Genomic DNA, 20,631 nt, shown 5'->3' with positions numbered 1-20,631 from the left:
TGACATGCGGGCTGTCCCTTTGTCACATCGTGCGGTATCGACCGATTGCGCGGTACTTTTCGTAGCGGAGGTTTGTGAGGGTCGCGTCGTCGAGCTGCCCAAGCGTATCGAAGGCATCCAATGCCGAGGACATGACGGCACCGGCGATCTCCTCATGCGACAGGCCCTTATCGTCAACAATGCCGTCGATGATGCCGAGCGCCAGCAGATCGGGGGCCGTGAGCTTAAGCGCCTCGGCGGCCTCATCCGCACGCTCGGTATCCTTCCACAGGATCGACGCACAGGCCTCGGGGCTCACGACTGAATAGGCCGAGCTCGAGAGCATCAGGATGCGGTCGGCCACGGACAGCGCCAGCGCGCCACCAGAGCCGCCCTCGCCTGTCACCACCGAGACAATCGGCGTCTTAAGGCCGCTCATCTCCATGAGGTTCTGGGCAATCGCCTCGCCCTGGCCGCGCTCCTCGGCACCGATGCCGCAAAACGCGCCCGAAGTATCGACCAGGCACAGAACCGGTCGACCAAACTTTTCGGCCTGGCGCATAAGGCGACGCGCTTTGCGGTAGCCCTCGGGATGTGCCATGCCAAAGTTGCGACGCATGCGCTCTTTGGTCGTGGTGCCGCGCTCGATGGCGATGACCGTTACGGGGCGCCCGTCTTTCCAGCCAATGCCAGCCACCACAGCGGCGTCGTCGCCAAAGTAGCGGTCGCCGTGCAGCTCCACAAATCCATCCAGGCCCAGCGAGATCATCTCGCCTGCCGTGGCGCGATCTGCCGAGCGGGTCTGCTTGACAATCTCGAGCGCGGTTTTTGGTGCGGCCGAGCGCTTGAACAAGTGTCCCAGCTTTTTGCCACGGCGACCCGTATGCACGATCTCATGCGGTGCCCCCAGGCCGGGCGCGTGCCCTTCGTGCAGCGCCAGCAGCTCGCCTACCGTGAGCGCAATCTCGCCACGCGGAACAACGGCATCGCAAAAGCCGTGCTCCAGCAAAAACTCGGAGCGCTGGAATCCCTTGGGCAGGCGCTTGTGCATGTTCTGCTCGATCACGCGCGGGCCGGCAAATGCCGTCAGGGCATCGGGCTCGGCCAGGATAATATCGCCCTCCATGGCAAAGCTCGCGGTTACGCCTCCGGTCGTGGGGTCAGTGAGCACCGTGATATACAGGCCGCCCGCCTCGCTATGGCGCCTAACCGCCGCAGAAATCTTGGCCATCTGCATGAGCGAGGTCACGCCCTCCTGCATGCGGGCGCCACCCGATACGGTAAAGCCAACGACCGGCAGTCCCAGCTCGGTCGCACGCTCAAATGTGCGGCAGATCTTCTCGCCCACCACGGAACCCATCGAGCCCATCATAAAGTTGGCGTCCATAAAGAAGAGCGCCGTATCGCAACCGCAGATTTTGCCCTTGCCGCACACAACGGCATCGCGCTCGCCCGAACGTTCGCTCACGCTCTTGAGCTTGTCGGCATAGCCGGGAAACGAAAGGAAGTCCTCCGGCGCCAGACTGGCATCCCATTCCTCAAACGTGCCCTCGTCAATCGTCATGTGCATGCGGTCGCGCCCGCTCACGCGAAAGTGTTTGCCGCAACGAGGGCAGACCTCGAGGTTGTCGTGCAGGCGTGCCTCATCGATCACGCGGCGGCACTCCGGGCACTTGATAAACACGTGGCGCGCGGGAAACTCGGCGCACGACTCGGTCATCGGTCCCTCGAGGACGTTGACCGTCTTCGCTTTTCTATTCATCAGCATAGAGATGCCCCATTAGATCGGTGTGATACATGCCCGACAAGAACTCGTCGTTTGCCAGCACGTCGAGCTGAAGCTCGCTGTTTTCGCTCACGCCCTCAATCACGAGCTCGCCCAGGGCCGAGCGCATCTTGCGAATGGCGCCGTCACGCGTGGGCGCACACACGATGAGCTTGCCGAGCATGGAGTCGTAGTACGGCGGAACTTTCGCACCGGCAAACATGGCGGAATCCCAGCGCACGCGCGGACCACCCGGCACACGCAACGCGGTGACCGTTCCGCATGACGGCAGAAAGTCCGGCGTTTCGGCATTGATGCGGCACTCCATGGCGTGGTTGCGGACCGGCATATCCTCCTGCTCAAAGGGCAGAGGCTGGCCGGCTGCCACGCGCAGCTGCCACTTGACCAAGTCGGTATCGGTCACAAACTCCGTAACCGGATGCTCCACCTGCAAGCGCGTGTTCATTTCCATAAAGTAGAAATTGCCGTCGTCCGAATACAGGAACTCGATGGTACCGGCTCCTTCGTAGCCGACGGCACGAGCCAGGTCACGCGCTGCCTTGTGCATGCGAGCACGAATGTCGTCGTGTCCGTCGAGGCACGGCGCGGGGCTCTCCTCGATCAGCTTTTGGTTGCGACGCTGCACCGAGCACTCGCGCTCGCCAAGCGAAAACACATGGCCCTGCTTATCGGCCATAATCTGCACCTCGACATGGTGCGCCGGCGCGACGAACTTCTCCATGTAGCACTCGCCGTCGCCAAAGACGGCCTCGCCCTCGGCACGCGCCTCGATGAACGCCTTTGCCGCATCTTCCACGCGCTCGACCTTGCGAATACCGCGACCGCCGCCACCTGCACGCGCCTTAATGAGCACGGGACAGCCAATGCGCTCGGCCTCGGCCGTTGCCTCCTCGGGGCTTTTGAGCAAATCGCAGCCCGGCACGATGGGCACGCCCGCCGCGGCAGCCGTTCGACGTGCGGCGTCCTTGTCGCCCATGCTGTCGATCACCTTGGCCGAAGGACCAACAAACGCCAGGCCATACTTGTCGCAGTCGCGCACGAAGCTTGCCTTCTCGGAAAAGAAGCCATAGCCGGGATGAATTGCCTTAGCTCCCGACTTTACGGCACAGGTGAGCACGGCATCGTCGTTGAGGTAGCTCTCGGCAAGACGCGGGCCACCGATGCAATACGCCTCGTCGGCAAGCTGCACGTGCAGCGCGTCCGCATCGGCCGTGGAATAAACGGCGACGGTCTTGATGCCCATATCGCGGCACGCGCGGATAACACGGACCGCGACTTCACCGCGGTTGGCGATGAGCACTTTGTCGAACATGAAGCCTTCCTTAACTTTCGTGCATGAGTGCAAAAGACATATCGGCGCGGCAGCAAACCTCACCGTTGACGCTCGCAGTACCCGTCGCAAAGCGGAACGGCCCGCGCGCACGCGTGATGGAGCACACCAGATCCACCGTGTCGCCCGGGCGCACCGGACGCTTAAAGCGCACCTTATCGAGGCTCGTATAGAACGGCGTCGCGCCGCGCGCCTCCTCATCGCCCATCAGCAGCACGCAACAGTTTTGGGCGAGCATCTCGCACTGAATCACGCCGGGGACTACCGGGTTTCCCGGAAAATGCCCCTGCAAAAAGTACTCGTCACCCGTAATCGTGATCTTGCCGTGGGCCTCGTCGCCCACCAGCTCGGCCTCGTCGAGCAAAAGCATCGGTTCGCGATGCGGTAACAGCTTCTTGAGCTCTTCTTTGTTCATGGACATCACCTATCCGATCCTCATAAGGCAACTGCCGAACTCCACGAGGTCGCCGTCGGCCACGCAGATCTCGAGCACCTCGCCGTCTGCCTCGGCCGTCACCTCGTTGAGAACCTTCATGGCCTCGATGATGCAGAGGGTCTCACCGGCCTTGACCTTGGAGCCCACGTGCACAAACGGCTCGTCGCCCGGCGCCGGGGCAGCATAGAACACGCCGACCATGGGAGCGGTCACCTCGATGCCCTTGGGCTCCGGTGCGGCGGCAGGCGTCTGCGCGGCGGGCTCCGGTGCGGCGGCAGGCATGGCGACAGGAGCCACCGCCGGAGCAGTCACGGCACCCGGCATAGGCATGGGCACGGCAACCGGCTGTGCGGCGCTCGCGCGCTCGAGTTCGACCGCGGTGCCATCGGGCTCCTCAACGCGTACGCGCGTGAGGCCGCGGTCCTCCATAACATCGGCTATCTCGGCAAGTCTTTTGGAATCCATGCTCTAGCTCCTCGTATATCTACGCAGCGCGATGGCGGCGTTGTGCCCGCCAAAGCCTAGGTTGGTCGAAAGCGCCCAGGTAAGGTCGGCGCGAACTGCGCGATTGGGCGTGTAGTCAAGATCGCAGGCGGGATCGGGCGTGCGGTAGTTAATGGTCGGCGGCACCACGCCCTGCTCGAGCGCCATGGCGCAGGCCATGACCTCGATGGCGCCCGTGGCACCGATCATGTGGCCGGTCATCGACTTAGTCGACGAGACGTGCGCGGCGCGCGCCGCGTTCTCGCCGAGCGCACGCTTAATGCCCGCCGTCTCGGACGAATCGTTGAGCTTGGTCGATGTGCCGTGGGCATTGATGTAGAGACCCTCGGAAGGCTTGACGTCGCCCTCGGTCACCGCCAGCGATATCGCGCGGGCAATGCCGGCAGCCTCGGGATCAGGACTCGTGATGTGATAGGCATCATCGGTGTTGCCGTAGCCCACGACCTCGGCATAAATGTGCGCACCGCGCGCCTGCGCATGTTCCATGCTCTCGAGCACGAGCACGCAGGCGCCCTCGCCCATCACAAAGCCGTCGCGGTCTGCATCGAACGGACGGCAGGCCGTCGCGGGATCGGGGTTGGTGGTCAATGCGCGGCAGGACGTAAAGCCCGCAACGGCATCGGGGATAATGGCCGCCTCGGCGCCGCCCGCGAGGATCGCGTCGGCATAGCCGTGCTTGATGGCGCGGAACGCCTCGCCCACCGCATGGGCCGAGGTTGCGCACGCGGTCACCACGGGCAGGGTCGGGCCCTTTGCCTTGTGGCGGATTGCGATATTGCCCGATGCCATGTTGGGGATCATCATCGCGATCATATAGGGCGATGCGCGGCGGGGCCCACGTTCGGCAATCGTATGGACGTTGTCGACGAGCGTCGTCATGCCGCCCACGCCTGAGCCCACGTAGACGCCCAGGCGCTCGCGATCGATGGCGCCTTCGACATCAAAGCCCGCATCGTGCATGGCTTCGTCCGAAGCCGCCATCGCAAACTGAACGCAGGGGTCCAGATGCTTGGCGTCACGCTTGCCAAAGTACTCGTTGCCGTCAAAGCCCTTGACCTCGGCCGCCACCTTGACGGCAAATGCATCGGTATCGAAGTGCGTAATCGGGCCGATGCCGCACGTGCCAGCGCACATTGCCGCCCAGGTGGCAAGCGCGGTGTTGCCGAGCGGCGATACGGCACCTATGCCGGTGATTGCAACTCTCTGTTCCATCATGGTCTCCTCATCCAAGCCGTTCTTCGGCCCTGATTTCTACATCGCCATTCCGCCGTCAACGCGTACAACCTCGCCCGTAATGTAGGAAGCCGCATCGCTCGCCAAAAAGCGCACCACGCCGGCCACTTCCTCGGGGCGCGCCATGCGCTTAAGGGGAATCTGCTCCTCGGTTGCCGCACGAACCTTTTCCGAAAGCTTTGCCGTCATATCTGTCTCGACAAACCCGGGGGCGACCGCGTTCACTCGTACACCGCGGGGCGCAAGCTCGCGCGCCACCGCCTTGGTCAGGCCGATCACGCCCGCCTTGGAGGCAGCGTAGTTGGCCTGCCCGGCATTGCCCATCAGGCCCACAACCGAGCTCATGTTGACGACGCAGCCGCCGCGCTGGCGCATAAAGGTCTTGGTGAGCGCGCGCGTCGTGTTAAACGTTCCTTTAAGGTTGACATCGAGCACGCGATCGAAGGCGTCATCGCCCATGCGCATGAGCAGGCCATCGCGGGTGATGCCAGCGTTGTTGACGAGCGCCCAAATGGAGTCAAAGTCGTTGAGGACCGCTTCCACGCACGCGTTGACGGCAGCGGGGTCGGCCACGTCGCATTGATATGAGCGCGCCGTGGCGCCAGCCGCCTCGCAGGCGTCGCACGTCTCGCGCGCCGCATCGACGCTGCCGGCATAGACGACGGCGATATCGTAGCCATCCTCCGCCAGACCGATAGCGCAGGCGCGGCCGATACCCCGCGAGCCACCCGTGACCAGTGCCACGCGACGTGAGTCGTTGCGCTCGAGCGCGCCATTGTTCAAGTTGCCCATGTCATTCCTTTCGGGTTACAGCCCTGTGGACTATGCGAGCTCGTCGGCAATAGCTGCGACCTGCTCGGCCGTCTCGCACGAATACACGCGAACGTCGCTCAGCGTACGCTTGACCAGGCCGGACAGCGTTTTGCCGGGGCCGACCTCAATAAATGTGTCGATGCCTTGATCCTGCAGAGCATGCAGCGTATCGACCCAGCGTACGGCATGGCTCACCTGATTGGCCAAGACATCCGATGCCGTCTGGGGATCCGCCGGATAGGGCGCCGCTGTCATATTTGCCAAAACAGGAATGAGCAACGGGGACGGCGCGTGACCGGCCTCAATATATGCGGCAAGGCCACAGGTCGCCTCGGCCATATAGGGGCTATGAAATGCACCCGACACCGCGACCTTCATGGCGCGGCCGCCAGCCTCTTTTACTAGGACGTCGAGCTCCTGCAGCGCCTCGGGCGCTCCGGCCACAACCGTCTGCTGTGGGCTGTTGTAGTTGACTGGCCAGCAGTCCTCGCCGGCCTGTTTTGCCAGGCCCTCGACTTGCGCCGCATCGAGCTTGATGACGGCGCGCATGCCGCCCGGATGGCGCTCGGCAGCCGCGGCCATCAGCGCCGCGCGCTCGCACACGAGCTCAAAGCCCGCTCGCGTATCGAACGCCCCCGCAAAGGTGAGCGCGGCGACCTCGCCCAGCGAGAATCCCGCACAGGCGGCAGGTACCACGCCGCGCTCACGCAGGGCGGCAGCCGCTGCCAGGTCGTGCACGAACACGCAAGGCTGCGTGTTCTCGGTCTGCGAGAGCTCCTCCTTGGAGGCGCTCCGGCACTGCTCGCTCGTCCCCGGGCGCACCTCATCGGCAATGGCGAACACCTCGGCAGCCGCCGGCGATGTCTCGATCAAGTCAACGCCCATCGCGGGGTGCTGGGCACCCTGGCCGGCAAACAAAAACGCTACGCCACCCATGCGCACGCACCCTTCAGGACGTGCTCGGCGCCATCGACCAGGTCGTCAACGATTTCGCGTGCGCTCTGGCGCTCGTTGACCATGCCGGCAATCTGTCCACACAAAAACGAACCCTCTTCGTAGTTGCCGTCCTTGGCGGCCTTACGCAGCGCACCGGTTCCCATAGCACCGAGCTCCTCGGCACTCGCGCCGGAACCCTCGCTCTTGGCATAGGCGTTGGTGAAGGGGCTCTTGAGGGCGCGCACTGGATGTCCCGTCGAGCGACCGGTCGCACGCGTCGAAGTGTCGTTGGCCTTCAGGACCATCTCTTTGTACTGCTCCGAGACGGTGCACTCGTCTGCGACCAGAAAGCGCGTACCCACTTGCACGCCTTCGGCGCCCAGCATAAAGGCGGCCGCCACGCCGCGGCCGTCGGCAATACCGCCGGCGGCCACAACGGGAATGTCGACCGCATCGACGACCTGCGGCACCAGTGCCATCGTCGAGGTCTCGCCAATATGGCCGCCCGATTCGGTACCCTCGGCAACAACCGCCGTGGCCCCGCGACGCGCCACGAGACGCGCCAGCGCCACCGAGGCAACGACCGGGATGACCTTGATGCCCGCCTCGTTCCACGCCTTCATGTACTTGGCGGGATTGCCGGCGCCCGTCACGACGACCGGCACTCGCTCGTCAATCACGACCTGCGCGACCTCGTCGGCAAACGGGCTCATGAGCATGACGTTCACGCCAAAGGGCTTATCCGTCTTGGCGCGCAGCTCATGAATCTGGTCGCGAAGCCAGTTGGCGTCGGCGTTCATGGCCGCGATGATGCCTAAGCCACCCGCCTCGGACACTGCGGACGCCAGCGAGGCATCGGCAATCCAGGCCATACCGCCCTGGAACACGGGCTTTTCGATGCCGAGCAGATCGCAGAGAGGAGTCTTGAGCATCTCTACTTCTCCAATGCCGCCTCGACCGTATCGGCGAACTCGCCGACCGTCTTGGGGTTCTCCTCGGTATCGAGCTGGATGCCAAACTCGTCCTCGACGGCGACGAGGATCTCGACGGTGCCCAGGCTGTCGAGACCAATCTCCTCGAGCGTGGACTCGGGCTTCATCTCGACATCGTCAAGACCGGCGGTCTCGCGGATAACGTCGCAAACGCGCTCGAAGGTCTTCTGATCTGCCATGGTAGTTCTCCTTTGTTTGTGCCCTAGGGGCGTTTTTTCCTATGTGCAACTACTTCCAACGAAGCAGATAGCCACCTATATCCAGGCCGGCGCCAAATCCAACGAGGGCGATGGTGTCGCCCGCATTCAGTGCGTCGGTGCGTGCCAGACGGTCAAGCGCAAAGGGAATGCAGGCGCTCGAAATGTTGCCGGTCTCGCGCAGCGTTCGAACCACGCGCTCATCTGGCACGCCGAGGCGCTTGACCGCCTGACTCAGGATTCGTTCGTTAGCCTGATGGAATACAAAATGGTCGATGTCTTCGACCGAAATGCCCGCATCGCCCGCAAGCTTATGGACCGTGTCGCAGATGGCGTTGACGCCGAACTTGAACACGCGGCGGCCATTCATGGACAGCACGCTCTTGCTATCTGCGGAAGCCTTAAACGGCGAGGTGCCGACCAGACCGGGAACGTGTAACGTCTCGACGTCGGGCGCCGTCGAAAGCTCAACGGCAAGGGGGCTGTCTCCCCCAGCCCCAATCACTGCGGCGCCTGCCCCATCGCCAAAGAGCACGCAGGTGGCGCGGTCGGTCCAGTCGAGCGCGCGCGTCATCTGCTCAGCAGCAACGATAAGCACGCGCTCGGCACGACCGCGCTCGATATAGCCCTCGGCGACATCGAGCGCAAACACGAAGCCGGCACAGGCCGCCGAGACATCGAAGGCAGGGCACGCCGCTCCTAGTCGCTCAGCAACGGCACACGCCTCAGCGGGAACAAGGTGGTCACCCGTCGTCGTCGAGCAGACGATCAGATCCAGCTGGCTCGCGTCGATTCCGGACACCTGGAGTGCCCGCTCGCTCGCCGCTACGGCAAGGTCGTCAAGTGACTCGGTGGTACAGACGTGGCGGCTCTTGATACCTGTGCGGGTAAAAATCCACTCATCCGAGGTATCGAGGAACTCAGACAGCTCGTCATTGGAAACACTGCGCTCAGGAAGCGCCGAGCCTGTTCCAAGAATCGTGAAACCCATCACTAGCCTCCTTTGAGTTGTTGACGTGTTTACATCGACCAAGAGAGGATAGCGCATTTTAGTCGTTGTTGACGTGTTAACATTAAATTGTCCAAATGCGACAAAGGCTTCACATTGTGTCTATCTCTCGACACCATTACGCGATTGCCTTATTAACTTAGGAGGTAGCAACCGTTATGGATGCCAAATTAACGATAGTCGACGTAACCGGATCGACCAACGATGACCTGCTCGAAGCAGGAAAACAGGGAGCGCCGCACGGCACAGGACTTGCCGCCCGGGCTCAAACAGCAGGACGCGGCCGGCGCGGGCACAAGTGGGACTCAACCGTCGGCAACTTATTGCTTTCGATTGTCCTGCGCCCATGCGTTAATCCTGCAAAGTTCTCTGGTCTTGCCGCCGTCAGCGGCCTAGCGGTGCTTGAAGCGCTCGAAAAGCAGGGTCTTGCAAACGAGATTCGCCTTAAATGGCCCAACGACCTTGTCGCGCGAGGACGCAAGCTCGGCGGCATTCTGGTCGAGGCCGCACGCGATAACGAAGGCAAGCCCTTCGCCGTCTGCGGCATTGGCGTCAACGTAAACTACACGCCCCAAGAGGTACCCGATGGCGGTCTGGCGGCAATTGGCCTCTCGGACCTTAACGAGAGCGTTCCCACCGTCAACATGCTCCTCGATGAGGTCTATCACGCAGTTATAGACGCTGTAGATGCGTGGGCAGAGCGTCTTAACGCCAAGGAAGAAGACGCCGGTCCGCTCGCGCCCGTCCACGACGAATATATCGCTCACCTCAATTGGATCGGGAAGCACGTTATCGCCCGCTCCCCCGCTGGAGACGAGCTGGCACGAGGCATATTTAGAACGGTCGACGATTGCGGCCGCGCATGCATTGAGACCGAGAGCGGCTTGTGCGTCTTCCACTTCGAAGAAGCATCCTTGCGCCCCCTGAGCGAATAGGGCGCCGCAGCCGCCGGCTCGGCAGACGAATTCGCTATCCCAAAATCTAAACTCAAAACAAAAGGGCCCCGCTACCGTAACGGCAGCGGGGCCCTTTAAGCTATGAGCGATATCGCTTAGAGCTTGATGTCAATGTCGACGCCAGCGGGGAGGTCGAGACGCATGAGCGAATCAACGGTGCCCGAGGTGGGGTCGAGGATGTCGATGAGGCGCTTGTGAGTGCGCATCTCGAACTGCTCACGCGAGTCCTTGTTCACGTGCGGCGAGCGGATAACCGTGTACAGGTTGCGCTCGGTGGGCAGGGGGACAGGACCGGAAACGCGAGCGCCGGTCTTCTGAGCGGTCTCGACGATGAGCTTCGCGGACTGATCGACGACCTCGTGATCATAGCCCTTGAGGCGAATGCGGATCTTCTGGGTAGCCAACTTAAACCTCCAAAGAGTGCGAGAGATGTTCTCGCGGATTACGTAACAGGGAGCTCGAACTTAGGCGTTCTTGCTCATGACCTCGTCCACGATGGACTTGGGCGCGGGCTCATAAGAGTCGAACTGCATCGTGTAGGATGCACGGCCCTGGGTCTGGGAGCGAAGGTCGGTAGCGTAACCGAACATCTCGCCCAGCGGCACCTTGGCACGGATGAGCTTGCTGTTCTTGCGATCCTCCATGCCCTCGATCTTGCCGCGGCGACCGGAGAGGTTGCCCATAACGTCGCCCATGTACTGCTCAGGGGTCTCGACCTCGACAGCCATGATCGGCTCGAGCAGCTGCGGATCGGACTTCTTGAGGGCGTCCTTGATAGCCATGGAACCGGCGATCTTGAAGGCGGCCTCGGAGGAGTCGACCTCGTGGTAAGAACCGTCGAACAGGGTGACCTTAACGTCGAGGACCGGGAAGCCGGCGATAACACCGGTGTTCAGGGCCTCCTGGATGCCCTTGTCGATGGACGGGATGTACTCCTTGGGCACGACGCCGCCGACGATAGCGTTGACGAACTCGTAGCCGAAGCCCTCCTCCATCTTCTCGAGCTTGATGACGGCGTGGCCGTACTGACCGCGACCGCCGGACTGACGGACGAACTTGCCCTCAGCCTTCTCGACGTCGTGACCAGCGGTCTCGCGGTAGGCAACCTGAGGCTTACCAACGTTAGCGTCAACCTTGAACTCGCGGAGCAGACGGTCGACGATGATCTCGAGGTGCAGCTCGCCCATGCCGGCGATGATGGTCTGGCCGGTCTCGTGGTTGGTGGACACCTGGAAGGTCGGGTCCTCCTCGGCGAGCTTGGTCAGAGCCAGGGACATCTTGTCCTGCTCGGCCTTGGTCTTGGGCTCGATGGCAACGTCGATAACGGGCTTAGCGAACTCGATCTTCTCGAGGACGATCTCCTTGCCCTCGGCGCACAGGGTGTCACCGGTGGTGGAGTTCTTGAAGCCGACGCAAGCAACGATGTCGCCGGCGGCAGCGTCGTCACGGTCGATACGCTCGGCGGCGTTCATCTCGAGGATGCGGCCGAGGCGCTCGCGCTGACCGTTGGAAGCGTTGACCACGTAGGAGCCGGACTCGGCACGGCCGGAGTAAACGCGGACGTAGGTGAGCTTACCGACGAACGGGTCGGTCATGATCTTGAAGACCAGGCCGGAGAAGGGCTCGTCGAAGGAAGGATGACGCTGGATCTCCTCGCCGGTGTCCGGATCGGTACCGGTGACAGCCTCAACGTCGAGCGGGCTGGGCAGGTAGTCGACGACAGCGTCGAGCAGCTCCTGAACGCCCTTGTTCTTGTAGGCGGAGCCCACGAAGACGAGGTTGAGCTCGTTGGCCAGAACGCCCTTACGCAGAGCCGCCTTGAGCTCCTCGACGGTGAAGTCCTCCTCCATGAGGATCTTCTCCATGAGCTCGTCGTCAAAGCTGGCAGCAGCGTCAAGGAGCTCCTCGCGCTTGGTGGCAGCGATGTCGGCAAACTCAGCCGGGATCTCGTCCATCGGCTCGGGGTAGGTCATACCCTTCTCGTCGGCCTTGAAGTCCCATGCAGTCATGGTGACCAGGTCGATGACGCCCCAGAAGTTGTCCTCGGCGCCCATCGGGACCTGAGCGGCCACGGCGTTAGCGTCGAGACGATCCTTCATGGTCTCGATAGCGTTGAAGAAGTCAGCGCCCACGCGGTCATACTTGTTGATGAAGGCGATGCGGGGGACGTTGAAGGTAGAAGCCTGACGCCAAACGGTCTCAGACTGGGGCTGAACACCGGCAACGGCGTCGAAGACGGCGACAGCACCATCGAGGACGCGCAGGCAGCGCTCGACCTCGGCGGTGAAGTCAACGTGGCCCGGGGTGTCGATGATCTGGATGCGGTAGTCCTTACCGTCCTTGTTCCAGAAGCACGTGGTAGCAGCGGAGGTAATGGTTACGCCGCGCTCCTGCTCCTGAACCATCCAGTCCATGGTGGCAGCGCCCTCATGGACCTCACCGATCTTGTGGGTCTTACCGGTGTAGTAAAGAATACGCTCAGTCGTGGTGGTCTTACCGGCATCGATGTGGGCCATGATGCCGATGTTACGGGTATCGGAAAGCTTGTACTTAGGCTTAGCCATGTTAGTTCCTTACCTTAACTTACCAACGATAGTGAGAGAACGCGCGGTTGGCCTCGGCCATCTTGAAGACGTCCTCACGCTTCTTGACGGAAGCGCCCAGGCCGTTGGAAGCGTCGAGGATCTCGTTGGCGAGACGCTCGGCCATGGTCTTCTCCTTGCGAGCGCGGGAGAAGTTGACGATCCAGCGGATGCCCAGAGCGGTGGAACGACGGGAGTTGACCTCCATCGGGACCTGATAGGTAGCGCCACCGACACGCTTGGGCTTAACCTCGAGCGTGGGCTTGACGTTGTCCATAGCCTTCTTGAAGGTAGCGAGAGCGTCGCCACCCTCGGACTTCTCGGCAACGATCTCGAAAGCGGTGTAAACGATGCGCTCAGCGGTGGCCTTCTTGCCGTCAAGAAGGACCTTGTTGATGAGCTGAGTCACCAGGCGGTTGTTGTAAACGGCGTCAGGCTGAACCTCACGACGATTAGCTGCTGCACGACGCGGCATGTGAAATCTCCTTTAGTGTCTGCCGTTGTGCCCTATGAGGCGCACGGCGAAAGTATCAAAACGTTATCTGGCTTATTTAGCCTTGGGGCGCTTAGCACCGTACTTGGAACGGGCCTGCATGCGGTTCTGGACCGGAGCAGCGTCGTAGGCGCCACGGATGACGTGATAACGGACACCAGGGAGGTCACGGACACGACCGCCGCGGACGAGCACGATGGAGTGCTCCTGCAGGTTGTGGCCCTCACCCGGGATGTAAGCGGTAACTTCGATGCCGTTGACGAGGCGAACACGGGCAACCTTACGAAGAGCCGAGTTCGGCTTCTTGGGGCTCGTGGTGAAGACGCGGGTGCACACGCCGCGCTTCTGGGAGTTGTGCTGCAGAGCAGCGTTCTTGGACTTCTTGGGCACGGAACGACGGCCCTGGCGAACCAGCTGGTTAATAGTAGGCAAAGCGTACTCCTTCTCGAATGATTCCAGCTTTCTGTAAAGTGCAACGGCTTGAATCGAGGGGTCAGCATCCCCCTACGAAACACGCAGTTCGATAGGATACGTGCCGTTAGCTGTGCCGTCAACAGACCACGCCGCCGGGCGTATCCCAAATTCGGCACATTTCCGCAAAGCCTACACAAAAGGAATCCCCTCCTGTGCGCGGTGGTGGATCCCCGGGCCGGGCGGCACAGGGGTTAAGTTTGCTGCTCTACAGTCCTGCGCAAGACGGAAAGCACATTAAGTGCTTTCCTTTGCGTGCGGAACTCGCGACAAACTTAAAACCTGGGCCGCCCGGGCCGGGGATCCGACGTGCTCGTCGGGGCAACGTTCCCTGCCAAAAAGGGACAGGTTAATTTTGGTCGGTTTTATCTGGGAAACGTGGCCGATTACGGTAGTCAGTATCTTTTTGCAGCATCTAGATCGACGACGTTTTCGGAAGTGCGGAGAAAATTCGCAAACCTCCAAGCAGACCGGCATATTTAACGACAAAACCGCAGCTCAGCAGTGGGTCAAATTTTAGGTGTGCTTAACGGTTCTGAGTTTTTCACCGCACTTCCGATGACCAGATGAATAGCGCCCGATCCAACCATCCATGTTTCGCAAAATAGGCCGCTTCCCCTAGTAGGAAGCGGCCCCAAATCTTACGAATAGACGATGGTAAAGGGCTCTTTCGTTTCGGTCTCCCCTGTTGATGTATACCTCACAATTTCAAGGGTTACCGAGACAACTTGATCGACATCAATCAACTTCGTTGGCACCCAGATGTTCTCTCCGCTATTGCGCCCATAAGAAAAATATAAGTTGAACACCCCTGCGTCGTCATCTTCGATAATCTGCTCCGATCCATCCTTGTAGCTGACGGTCAGCTTATTATCAACTGCTTCATAGCCCAAATCATCGATGTGCGTCTGGATGGAAAACGGGCTAATCTCAAGAGGCGAGTCACCGGAGCGGAGTTCCTTTGTATCGACGTACGCTCCAATATTGAACTCGGGTGTCGACGCCTCAAACCGCCTCGCACTCTCACCTTCACCCTCGGTCCAGTGGATATTCCAGGTGACAGCATGTTGCAAATCTCGCTCGCGATCCATAGCGGCAAAGTACATCGTGCCATTAATGACAGTATCGCTTGATGTGTCCTTATCAATTGTGCTGCGTGTGTCAGGCCATTCCTCGCCGAACTTCATATCGGGCGTGCCGATGCCCTGCTCTTCTTCACCATAGAGAACAAGTTCGCCAATCTCTGCTGCTGGCTTGTAGTAGTTAACTCCATTTGGATTGGACAACGTAAACGTCACGGCTCCGCAGCCGTTTTGGTCGATTGCCATCTCATGGATATCAAGCGTATAGCCGTTGCCCTCGACGGACAGATTAACCTCCTGGACTGCGCCTTCCAGGCTTTGGGGCGCGATGCCATCGCCAAACTCTCTGGTGTAGGTATATTTAGTTCCCGATGAGCCGCCGTTGGTCCAGGTAATGGAATCCCCGTTGCCGTGGTTTCCCCAGGCAGAGGCAAAATAGCTGGAATTGACGACGGCGTAGGCGACCCCTCCGGTCGCCAGCACTCCGGCAAGGCATCCGATCACGGCAACATACAGAGGCTTCGCGTGACCCTTTCGGCGAAGCGGCTCGCCAGCAGCGGCATAAAGAACACGGTCAGCAAGATCGCTATCGGCTTGGACGGACTCGAAGGCCTGCTTGATTTGATTGGATTTCACGGTCGCCCTCCTCTAGGATGAACTTGAGCTTCGATCTGCCGCGAGCCAAACGCGTTCGAACAGTCGCGGCTGGCACATGCAATAACTCGGCAATCTCTGAGGTCGAAAAGCCCAGATAGTAATAGAGCATGATGGGAACACGGAATCGTTCCGGAAGTCGCATAACGTCTGACAGGACCGCCTTGGTCTCCTCCTGCGCCGTCGAAAGCGAATCGGCCAGGTTCTCAATATCCTCCACACGCCTCCATGGCTTTCGAAAGAGAGATTTGCATTCATTGATCGTGACCCGGATAAGCCATCGACGAAGATGTTCCCAGCTTTCAAATTGCGCATCGCTTTTGAGTAACTTCAGAAAGACGTCTTGAGCGACATCGTCGGCATCGGCACGATCGCGCAGATACGTCAATGCGATTCGAAACACGACATCTCTGTGATCTTCAACCGCCTGTCTAAATGCTTGTTCTTCCATAATCACCTCCCGGTGACGTTAATAATTCTTGGTGAGGCCCTCACCTTAGATACGCTCTTGTCGGGCGAAATGTTTCAAATTCAAGCATGAAAAACCGACCAAAATAAACCTGTCCCTTTTTGGCATAAAGGAATCCCCTCCCGTCCCGGGAATCCGACGTACTCGTCGGGGCAACGTTCCTCATCAAAAAAGGCCCGCCCCCCTGTTGGGAAGCGAGCCTTTATAAGGGCGGTTAACGTACTAGGAAATTACTCCTCGTCGTTGTCCTTGGCCTCTTCGGCGTCGTCGGTGTCCACGAGCTGGTTGAGCAGCTCGTCGAGGGAAGCCATGTCCTCGTTGATGGCACCGTTGGCGGGAGCCTTCTTATCGTCGATCGGGGCGCCCAGGAGCTCCTCGTCGGCGTCGGCGTGATGCGTCGGCGCAGCGGAGGTGCCCAGCAGGATGTCGTCCGGACCGTCGGGGCTAAAGACCATCTGCAGCAGCTGCGAGAGGTCTTCCTCGTCGGCAACGTCGTCGTTGTTCTCGAGGATGTAGAGCAGGTCGTGGGACTCCAGGCCGTCACGGAGCTCCTCGATCGCCTTGGCACCGATGCCGTCGATGCGCAGCAGATCCTCCTCGGACTTGCCGACCAGGTCGCCGACCGTCTCGATGCCGACCTCGCTGAACTTGTTGGTCCAGCGCTGCGACACGCCCAGGTCATCGAACAGGTACAGGCGAGCCTTCTCGGCGGAGATGGTGTGGCCGTTGCGGGTGAACGAACCGTCAGCACCACCGAACTCGTCGTAGCCGGCCCAGTCGAGCTGCTGCGGGAGCTGCTCGTCCAGGTCCTTGAGCTCAACCGGAGCCCACTCGGGCAGCGACTTGGCATTGGGCGAAGCCGGGCCGTCGATGTCCACGTAGCCATCGGCCGTGCGATACGTCAGCTTGGCGTTAGCGTACGGCTTGAGGCCAGTACCAGCCGGGATCTTCTTACCGACGATGACGTTGGACTTAAGGTCGAGCAGGTGGTCGACCTTGCCCTCAATGGCAGCCTCGGTAAGGACGCCGGCGGTGCGGATGAACGAAGCGCTCGACAGCCAGGAGTCGATGTTGGACGCGACCTTGAGCGTACCCAGGATGACGGGCTCGGCCACAGGAGCCTGACCGCCCAGACGGGCAACGCGCTCGACCTCGTCAGCGAACTCGTAGCGGTCAACGTACTGACCAAGCAGGTACTTGGAGTCGCCGGGGTTGGTGATCTGAACGCGACGCAGCATCTGACGTGCGAGCACCTCGATGTGCTTGTCGTTCAGGTCGACGCCCTGGCTGGTGTAGACGTCCTTGACGCTCTCGACGAAGGTGTGCATCGTCGACTCGATGTCGGTCAGCTTGCGCAGGTTGCGGAAGTTGACGAAGCCCTTGGTGATCTGGTCGCCGGCGCGAACCTCGCAGCCGTCCTCGATCTCGGGCATAAAGCGCACCGATGCGGGAACGCGACGCTCGTCGAGGACACGGGTGTGATCCTCGGAGTCGGTGAGCGTCAGCACGTACTCGGACTTCTCGGGCTTAATCGAGAGGTGGCCGGAGTACGGAGCCAGCTCGGCCTCGCGACCCAGGATCTTCTCGTTGACGTTGCCGACGATATCGAACATACGGCTGACCGTAGGCAGACCCTGCGTAATATCGTCGACGCCAGCGACGCCGCCGGAGTGAATGGTACGCATCGTAAGCTGCGTACCGGGCTCGCCGATGGACTGGGCGGCAATAATGCCGACCGCGGTACCGATAGCGACCGGACGACGGGTGGAAAGATCCCAGCCATAGCACTTCTGGCACACGCCGTACTTGGAGCGGCAGGTGAGCAGCGCGCGGAGCTTGACCTTCTTGAGACCGGCATCGACCATCTTCTGGATGTCGGCGACCTTCTCGATGTAGCCGTCCTGCTCAAAGAGCACGGTGCCATCGGGAGCCACGACGTCCTCGATGAAGCAACGGCCGACGAGGTCGGTGTTGAGGTCGGTGGTGCCGGGGATGATGAGGTTGTAGGTGACGCCCTCGTGCGTACCGCAGTCCTCCTCGCGGACGATGACGTCCTGGGCCACGTCGACCAGACGACGGGTCAGGTAACCAGAGTCCGAGGTGTGGGATGCGGTATCGACCAGGCCCTTACGGGCGCCGTAGGTCGAAATGAAGTACTCGAGCGGCAGCAGGCCCTCGCGGAAGTTCGCCTTAATGGGAAGGTCGATCGTCTCGCCGGACATGTCTGCCATCAGGCCACGCATGCCGCCGAGCTGACGCAGCTGGGTCTTAGAACCACGGGCGCCGGAGTCGGCCATCATGTAGAGCGGGTTCTCCTCGTCGAACATGTCGAGCATGAGCGCTGCAACCTTATCGGTACAAGCGGTCCACTCGTTAACGACTTCGATGTGGCGCTCCGTCTCGTTGATGAAGCCCTCCTCGAAGTACTCGTTGATCTGGTCGACGTTGGCCTGGGCGCGGTCGAGCAGCTCCTGCTTCTCGGCAGGGATAAGAGCGTCCCACACCGAGATGGTGAGGCCGGCGCGGGTAGCGTAGTGGAAGCCGGAGTACTTGATGGCGTCGAGGATCGGGCCGACCTTGGCCTCGGGGTAACGATCGCAGCAGTCCGCAACCAGCTTGGCCACATCGCCCTTGACCATCTTGTAGTTCATGAACTCATAGTCTTCGGGCAGGCACTGGCGGTTGAAGATGATGCGGCCGATAGAGGTCTCGAAGCGCGCAGTCTTGTTGCCGGTGACGTCGTAGTCGACGAACTCGTTCTTGCCGTTCTTGACGCGGAAGATACGGGTGCCGTCCTCGTTGATGACGTTGGCATCGGCAGCGGACACGCGGACCTGGATCTTGGCCTGCATGTCGACCTCGGAGCGGCAGTCATAGGCGTGCAGCGCGTCGTCGAAGCTCGAGAACACGTGGTTCTCGCCCGGCAGACCCTCGCGAACCTGGGTGAGGTAGTACACACCGATGATCATGTCCTGCGAAGGGATGTTGACCGGCTTGCCGGATGCCGGCGAGCGCAGGTTGTTCGCAGAGAGCATGAGCACGCGGGCCTCGGCCTGAGCCTGGCTGGACAGCGGCACGTGGACAGACATCTGGTCGCCGTCGAAGTCGGCGTTGAAGGGCGAGCAGACCAGCGGATGCAGGTGGATAGCCTTGCCCTCGACCAGCACCGGCTCAAAGGCCTGGATGGACAGACGGTGCAGGGTCGGTGCACGGTTGAGCAGCACGACGCGGCCGTCGATGACCTCTTCGAGGATATCCCACACAAAGGTGGCACCGCGGTCGATAGCGCGCTTGGCGCCCTTGATGTTCTCGACCTTGCCAAGCTCGACCAGGCGCTTCATGACGAAGGGCTTGAAGAGCTCCAGCGCCATGGTCTTGGGCAGACCGCACTGGTGCAGCAGCAGCTTGGGGTCGGTAACGATTACCGAACGGCCGGAGTAGTCGACACGCTTGCCCAGCAGGTTCTGACGGAAACGACCCTGCTTGCCCTTGAGGGCCTCGGCGAGCGACTTGAGCGGGCGACCGCCACGGCCAGAGACCGGGCGACCACGACGGCCGTTGTCGAACAGGGCGTCCACGGACTCCTGGAGCATGCGCTTCTCGTTGTTCACGATAATCGCAGGGGCGTCCAGGTCGAGCAGGCGCTTGAGTCGGTTGTTACGGTTGATCACGCGACGATACAGGTCGTTGAGGTCGGACGCGGCGAAGCGGCCGCCGTCGAGCTGGACCATCGGGCGCAGATCGGGCGGAATGACCGGGATGACGTCCAGGATCATGTTCGCGGGGCTGTTGCCGCCCTTCAGGAAGGCGTCAACGACCTCAAGGCGCTTGACGGCCTTCTCGCGCTTCTGCTTCTGGGAATCCTCGTCGGCGATGATGGCCTTGAGCTTCTCGGCCTCGGAGGGGAGGTCGATGGCAGCGAGCAGGTCGCGGACAGCCTCGGCACCCATACCACCCTTGAAGTACATGGAGTAGTAACGGGTCATCTCACGGAACAGCGGCTCATCGGAGATGAGGTCGCGCTCAGTGAGCTTCATGAAGGCGTTGAAGGCGTCCGTGCGGAGCTGCTTCTCGTCCTTGCACTCTTCCTCGATGTCGACGATGCCGGAGGCGATCTCCTCGGGGGTCAGCGGCTCCTCGTCGGAGAACTCGTCAAAGTTCTCGGGGTTGCCCTGCTCCTTGAGGGACTCGATCTGGCGGGCGCACTCGGCATCGATCTCTTCCAGATCGGCGGCGAGCTCCTCGCGCAGGTCGTCAGCGTCGGCCTCGCGAGCCTCGTAGTCGACCTCGGTGATGATGTAGCTGGCAAAGTACAGAACCTTCTCGAGGTCCTTGGACTTGATGTCGAGCATACGGCTCATCGGGAAGCTCGTGGGGCTCTTGAAGTACCAGATGTGGGACACGGGAGCGGCGAGCTCGATGTGACCCATGCGGTCGCGACGCACCTTGGCCGAGGTGACCTCGACGCCGCAGCGCTCGCAGACGATGCCCTTAAAGCGGATGCCCTTGTACTTGCCGCAGGAGCACTCCCAGTCCTTGGCGGGACCGAAGATCTTCTCGCAGAACAGGCCGTCCTTCTCGGGCTTGAGGGTACGGTAATTGATGGTCTCCGGCTTCTTGACCTCACCGTGCGACCAGGAACGGATCTGGTCGGCGGAGGCAAGGGAGATCTTTACCGAGTCAAAATCAGTAGCTTCGAAATCTGCCAC

18 protein-coding genes are annotated in these 20,631 nt (G+C 61.1%); 1 reads left to right on the top strand and 17 read right to left on the bottom strand.

What is annotated here, in order from left to right; translation table 11 throughout:
- Positions 1-22: 22 nt before the first annotated feature.
- From accD to LK493_RS00225, 10 genes are read right to left on the bottom strand one after another with little or no spacing between them, the layout of a single operon-like run.
- Positions 23-1,741, bottom strand: a complete 1,719-nt coding sequence (accD, locus tag LK493_RS00270; RefSeq protein WP_227789746.1) for an acetyl-CoA carboxylase, carboxyltransferase subunit beta — start codon at positions 1,739-1,741, stop codon at positions 23-25.
- Positions 1,734-3,077, bottom strand: coding sequence for an acetyl-CoA carboxylase biotin carboxylase subunit (locus LK493_RS00265; protein ID WP_195232309.1), 1,344 nt, complete (start codon positions 3,075-3,077; stop codon positions 1,734-1,736). Before LK493_RS00265 ends, accD begins: the two co-directional genes overlap by 8 nt.
- 10 nt (positions 3,078-3,087) lie before the next feature.
- Complete coding sequence (fabZ, locus tag LK493_RS00260; protein ID WP_099432064.1) at positions 3,088-3,510, bottom strand: 3-hydroxyacyl-ACP dehydratase FabZ; 423 nt, start codon at positions 3,508-3,510, stop codon at positions 3,088-3,090.
- Positions 3,511-3,519: 9 nt separating this feature from the next.
- Complete coding sequence (gene accB, locus LK493_RS00255; protein WP_227789745.1) at positions 3,520-3,996, bottom strand: acetyl-CoA carboxylase biotin carboxyl carrier protein; 477 nt, start codon at positions 3,994-3,996, stop codon at positions 3,520-3,522.
- A gap of 3 nt (positions 3,997-3,999) precedes the next feature.
- Positions 4,000-5,247 carry a beta-ketoacyl-ACP synthase II gene (gene fabF / locus LK493_RS00250; protein ID WP_227789744.1) on the bottom strand — a complete coding sequence of 416 codons (1,248 nt, stop codon included), beginning with the start codon at positions 5,245-5,247 and terminating at the stop codon, positions 4,000-4,002.
- A gap of 39 nt (positions 5,248-5,286) precedes the next feature.
- Positions 5,287-6,060 carry a 3-oxoacyl-[acyl-carrier-protein] reductase gene (fabG, locus tag LK493_RS00245; protein WP_227789743.1) on the bottom strand — a complete coding sequence of 258 codons (774 nt, stop codon included), beginning with the start codon at positions 6,058-6,060 and terminating at the stop codon, positions 5,287-5,289.
- A 30-nt stretch (positions 6,061-6,090) separates the two neighbouring features.
- The gene (locus LK493_RS00240; protein WP_138113093.1) at positions 6,091-7,017 is read right to left on the bottom strand and encodes an ACP S-malonyltransferase; all 927 of its coding nucleotides are present in this window, start codon (positions 7,015-7,017) and stop codon (positions 6,091-6,093) included.
- Entirely contained in the window at positions 7,005-7,949 is a 945-nt protein-coding gene (fabK, locus tag LK493_RS00235; RefSeq protein ID WP_006235020.1) for an enoyl-[acyl-carrier-protein] reductase FabK, read from the bottom strand. Before fabK ends, LK493_RS00240 begins: the two co-directional genes overlap by 13 nt.
- Positions 7,950-7,951: 2 nt before the next feature.
- The gene (locus LK493_RS00230) at positions 7,952-8,188 is read right to left on the bottom strand and encodes an acyl carrier protein (protein WP_006235019.1); all 237 of its coding nucleotides are present in this window, start codon (positions 8,186-8,188) and stop codon (positions 7,952-7,954) included.
- Between the two features lie 49 nt (positions 8,189-8,237).
- Positions 8,238-9,197: a 3-oxoacyl-ACP synthase III family protein gene (locus LK493_RS00225; protein ID WP_227789742.1), complete on the bottom strand. Its 960-nt coding sequence runs from the start codon at positions 9,195-9,197 to the stop codon at positions 8,238-8,240.
- A gap of 176 nt (positions 9,198-9,373) precedes the next feature.
- On the opposite strand from LK493_RS00225, the gene LK493_RS00220 reads away from it, so the two are divergent.
- Positions 9,374-10,150 carry a biotin--[acetyl-CoA-carboxylase] ligase gene (locus tag LK493_RS00220; protein WP_227789741.1) on the top strand — a complete coding sequence of 259 codons (777 nt, stop codon included), beginning with the start codon at positions 9,374-9,376 and terminating at the stop codon, positions 10,148-10,150.
- Positions 10,151-10,266: 116 nt separating this feature from the next.
- Here LK493_RS00220 and rpsJ read toward each other — a convergent pair whose 3' ends face one another.
- The 7 genes from rpsJ to LK493_RS00185 all read right to left on the bottom strand — a co-directional run bounded on the left by rpsJ (position 10,267) and on the right by LK493_RS00185 (position 20,631).
- Positions 10,267-10,575 carry a 30S ribosomal protein S10 gene (gene rpsJ / locus LK493_RS00215; protein ID WP_022094184.1) on the bottom strand — a complete coding sequence of 103 codons (309 nt, stop codon included), beginning with the start codon at positions 10,573-10,575 and terminating at the stop codon, positions 10,267-10,269.
- 60 nt (positions 10,576-10,635) lie between these two features.
- Entirely contained in the window at positions 10,636-12,735 is a 2,100-nt protein-coding gene (gene fusA, locus LK493_RS00210; RefSeq protein ID WP_022094183.1) for an elongation factor G, read from the bottom strand.
- 19 nt (positions 12,736-12,754) lie between these two features.
- On the bottom strand, positions 12,755-13,228 hold the full coding sequence (gene rpsG / locus LK493_RS00205; protein ID WP_006235013.1) for a 30S ribosomal protein S7: 474 nt from the start codon (positions 13,226-13,228) through the stop codon (positions 12,755-12,757).
- Positions 13,229-13,300: 72 nt separating this feature from the next.
- Positions 13,301-13,678, bottom strand: coding sequence for a 30S ribosomal protein S12 (gene rpsL / locus LK493_RS00200; RefSeq protein ID WP_006235012.1), 378 nt, complete (start codon positions 13,676-13,678; stop codon positions 13,301-13,303).
- Positions 13,679-14,358: 680 nt separating this feature from the next.
- Entirely contained in the window at positions 14,359-15,435 is a 1,077-nt protein-coding gene (locus LK493_RS00195) for a DUF4179 domain-containing protein (protein ID WP_195569127.1), read from the bottom strand.
- A complete protein-coding gene (locus LK493_RS00190) occupies positions 15,386-15,904 on the bottom strand; it encodes an RNA polymerase sigma factor (RefSeq protein ID WP_195364297.1) in 519 nt (172 codons plus the stop codon). The genes LK493_RS00195 and LK493_RS00190 overlap by 50 nt, the downstream gene beginning before the upstream one ends.
- A 248-nt stretch (positions 15,905-16,152) precedes the next feature.
- Positions 16,153-20,631, bottom strand: coding sequence for a DNA-directed RNA polymerase subunit beta' (locus LK493_RS00185; protein WP_227789740.1), 4,479 nt, complete (start codon positions 20,629-20,631; stop codon positions 16,153-16,155).

The organism is Collinsella aerofaciens (assembly GCF_020709435.1).
GTDB lineage: Bacteria > Actinomycetota > Coriobacteriia > Coriobacteriales > Coriobacteriaceae > Collinsella > Collinsella aerofaciens_AU.
This window is presented reverse-complemented; position numbering and strand designations above follow the sequence as displayed.

Coding starts and splice junctions, on each gene's coding strand:
- accD (WP_227789746.1), bottom strand. CDS start 1,741: ATGAATAGAAAAGCGAAGACGGTCAACGTCCTCGAGGGACCGATGACC.
- LK493_RS00265 (WP_195232309.1), bottom strand. CDS start 3,077: ATGTTCGACAAAGTGCTCATCGCCAACCGCGGTGAAGTCGCGGTCCGT.
- fabZ (WP_099432064.1), bottom strand. CDS start 3,510: ATGAACAAAGAAGAGCTCAAGAAGCTGTTACCGCATCGCGAACCGATG.
- accB (WP_227789745.1), bottom strand. CDS start 3,996: ATGGATTCCAAAAGACTTGCCGAGATAGCCGATGTTATGGAGGACCGC.
- fabF (WP_227789744.1), bottom strand. CDS start 5,247: ATGGAACAGAGAGTTGCAATCACCGGCATAGGTGCCGTATCGCCGCTC.
- fabG (WP_227789743.1), bottom strand. CDS start 6,060: ATGGGCAACTTGAACAATGGCGCGCTCGAGCGCAACGACTCACGTCGC.
- LK493_RS00240 (WP_138113093.1), bottom strand. CDS start 7,017: ATGGGTGGCGTAGCGTTTTTGTTTGCCGGCCAGGGTGCCCAGCACCCC.
- fabK (WP_006235020.1), bottom strand. CDS start 7,949: ATGCTCAAGACTCCTCTCTGCGATCTGCTCGGCATCGAAAAGCCCGTG.
- LK493_RS00230 (WP_006235019.1), bottom strand. CDS start 8,188: ATGGCAGATCAGAAGACCTTCGAGCGCGTTTGCGACGTTATCCGCGAG.
- LK493_RS00225 (WP_227789742.1), bottom strand. CDS start 9,197: ATGGGTTTCACGATTCTTGGAACAGGCTCGGCGCTTCCTGAGCGCAGT.
- LK493_RS00220 (WP_227789741.1), top strand. CDS start 9,374: ATGGATGCCAAATTAACGATAGTCGACGTAACCGGATCGACCAACGAT.
- fusA (WP_022094183.1), bottom strand. CDS start 12,735: ATGGCTAAGCCTAAGTACAAGCTTTCCGATACCCGTAACATCGGCATC.
- rpsG (WP_006235013.1), bottom strand. CDS start 13,228: ATGCCGCGTCGTGCAGCAGCTAATCGTCGTGAGGTTCAGCCTGACGCC.
- LK493_RS00190 (WP_195364297.1), bottom strand. CDS start 15,904: ATGGAAGAACAAGCATTTAGACAGGCGGTTGAAGATCACAGAGATGTC.